The following is a 2,706-nucleotide window of genomic DNA, read 5'->3' as shown; positions in this document are numbered from 1 at the left end:
GCATTTTGTTGGTTTATCAGTAGATATCTCTTGATTTCTACAGTATACTTCGATATTCAGCCTTGTTTCTCCTGCTGCACCAGGAACTAATTTTGGGTATTCTACGGGGTTTTTGCAGTGGAATCATATATATGATTTTAACAGGAGTCCGGCAGCCAAAATGCCCAATAAGAGGCCAGTACACCTAATAGAAAATAGCCGCTTTGATCCGGCGCTTTTTCAAGATCGCTCACTGCAAGTTTTAGCCAGAGAAGATGAAGAACATTTTTCTGATATCCTGAGCAATCTTATTAACGGTTCTGGAAAAGAAAGAGACGTCCTCAAGTTTCGACTTCCAAAAGGTGGGGCGGTATATACTGACTTACAAATTACTGAGGAACGTCTCAAACTTTTGTTAACCCTTTATTCCCGAGTGTATTTACCTATTCGGCAGGATGGAAAAGCATTTTTAAACTCACCGGTTGTCCAAACCATCTCCACAGACACCTTATTATCTTTGTCTAGAATGGGGAGAATCATACCGGTTTTTCATGCACCGTTACATCAATATGATGTCAAAACTGTGTTGTCCTTTATGGAGGACCCGAACATAAAGGTAATTCTGCCCAGGCAGTTAGACGGTTTAACTGTCCTTACACTGGCAAAACAATTTCCCTTTTGGAAAAAGTTCAGGGAAGATCCTCAGACAGCAGCAGAAGTCCATCACATAATACAAAATGTTGCACAGGATTTGAAAAAGTTGGGGCCAGTTGGAGAACTTCAGGGCTATGTACTTACTGAGACGTTTAACATGCATCTAACAGTTGCAGAAATGGGGGAGCAATGGTTTTTAGATAAGGGGCATATTGCCGCGGGGAACCTTACAGCAGGAGGAACTATTAATTCTCTCATTAATTATTCACGTATTATTAGTTCCAGGAGCGCCGATCAAAAGGCCATTCTGGACACCGTCAACATAGAAGCTCACGTGTATAGTATGAATATGGCAATGGCAAGGGCATTCGGGGCAGTGTATGATGCTACACATGTTTTGAATCATATGGTGCTGGATTTGGTGGCACGTTTACAAACCGGAACAAAAACCGATTTATTAACTCCCTCAATCAATGAAATGGAAGCTATACTGAAGGGGTGTAGTATAGTATGCCCGGAACAGGTTTCACTGACGGATTACCTGGAAGTAATCCATTCTTCTGAGGCCGAAAGGCTTCGTGGTATTATTACCGATGTAATAACCGATGCCCAGGGGTCTCCTGAAAAACTGATAGAAGAAATTGAACGATTTAATCAAGAGGTAGTGAAATGGCGAAAATCGAAAGTTCAGTGGGTAAGTAATACTATAGATTTTTTAGGTATAGGGTTGGACTGTGCTTTATTCCCAACTGGTGTTTCAGTCCCTGGAGTTACTTCACTTCTGGGACTGATACTTAAACCTCTCCTGGGAAAACTAGACAAGACCTCTCTGGGTAAACTTGAAGATCGAATTTTTGCAGCTATTGGTGGGGTATCACCAGCCGCAGTCCGTATAAGTAAAATACGTAAAAAAATTGGGTCAAAATTTTAAACACAAGTGCAATGATGAAAAAATTTGTAGTTAATTACATTAAAGACTTTAATATGCCTGCTTATAGAGAAATATGGTTTGCCGATGGCCAAAAAAGTTGCTATAAGAGAGTTAAGGAGACTGGGCGAGATGGGGTTAATTGAAATAGACAGGAGCCCCCCGGTGACTCGCACAGGCAAACAGGCAACTTCGTTTGACTATGACAAATATGTGATAAAGGTGCGGGTTAAGCTGTGATTGAAACATGTGAGTTGGTTGTCAGAAAAACACTATTATATAAGACAGGAGTTGAATATGGCGACTATACGATCAATCATGTGCAGGGTTGTTCGCACGGGTGTTTATACCCGTGTTATGCTTTTATGATGGCGAAAAGGTTTGGGAAAGTTAAAAATTATGAAGAATGGATCACTCCTAGAATTGTTTCCAATGCAATTGTCCTTTTGCAAAGAGAAATACCAAAATATAGGAATAAAATTGAATCGGTTCATTTATGTTTTAGTACGGACCCATTCATGTATAAGCATCGTGATATATGTGACTTGAGTTTGAAGATAATGGCCGTGTTGAATACGGAAAGAATAAAATGTACAGCGCTGACAAAAGGCGTACTGCCGAAAGGTTTGAGAAACCTGTCCCCAAAAAATGAATATGGTATAACTTTGATATCCTTGAACGAAGCTTTTAGGGGAAAATATGAACCTTATTCAGCAGAATACGAAAAGAGGATTGCCAGTTTAAAATATTTACATGAAAATGGTTGTAAAACATGGGTTAGCATCGAACCTTACCCAACACCTAATATTATCAAACAGGATTTCATGGAAATATTGCAGGCGGTCGGTTTTGTGGATAAGATCATTTTTGGCAGGTTGAATTATAACCCGCTTGTTTCGGCATATAAGGGATATAAGGAATACTACAACAAATTGAGCTACATAGTTATGGAGTTTTGCGACACAAGAGGAATAGAATGCCATATAAAAAAGCCCAGCGGTAAAATGTCAAGCACCATTTTCGAGAAAACTGGAAAATATTTTGTCCTGGGAAAGCAAAAAAGGCAATAAAAAACTGATCCCAGATACTCAACTGGTAATAACTGGGCAACCAAGAAGGCGGTCACTTATAGGAGGCGATCAACC

3 protein-coding genes are annotated in these 2,706 nt (G+C 39.8%); all 3 read left to right on the top strand.

Translation table 11 applies throughout. From position 1 onward, the window contains the following. The first annotated feature begins 160 nt into the window (after nt 1-160). Nucleotides 161-1,564: a hypothetical protein gene (locus Pmgp_RS18970; protein ID WP_134216209.1), complete on the top strand. Its 1,404-nt coding sequence runs from the start codon at nt 161-163 to the stop codon at nt 1,562-1,564. An 84-nt stretch (nt 1,565-1,648) separates the two neighbouring features. Beyond that, on the top strand, nt 1,649-1,801 hold the full coding sequence (locus Pmgp_RS19935) for a hypothetical protein (protein ID WP_192903034.1): 153 nt from the start codon (nt 1,649-1,651) through the stop codon (nt 1,799-1,801). Continuing rightward, nucleotides 1,798-2,631 (top strand): radical SAM protein, encoded by an 834-nt coding sequence (locus Pmgp_RS18965; RefSeq protein ID WP_345789163.1) that lies wholly within the window; start codon nt 1,798-1,800, stop codon nt 2,629-2,631. The genes Pmgp_RS19935 and Pmgp_RS18965 overlap by 4 nt, the downstream gene beginning before the upstream one ends. The last annotated feature ends 75 nt before the right edge of the window (nt 2,632-2,706 follow it).

Source organism: Pelotomaculum propionicicum (genome assembly GCF_004369225.1).
Classification (GTDB): domain Bacteria; phylum Bacillota; class Desulfotomaculia; order Desulfotomaculales; family Pelotomaculaceae; genus Pelotomaculum_B; species Pelotomaculum_B propionicicum.
This window is presented reverse-complemented; position numbering and strand designations above follow the sequence as displayed.

Excerpts from the sequence above, each read along its gene's own strand:
- Pmgp_RS18970 (WP_134216209.1), top strand. The coding sequence starts at position 161 with ATGCCCAATAAGAGGCCAGTACACCTAATAGAAAATAGCCGCTTTGAT.
- Pmgp_RS19935 (WP_192903034.1), top strand. The coding sequence starts at position 1,649 with ATGGCCAAAAAAGTTGCTATAAGAGAGTTAAGGAGACTGGGCGAGATG.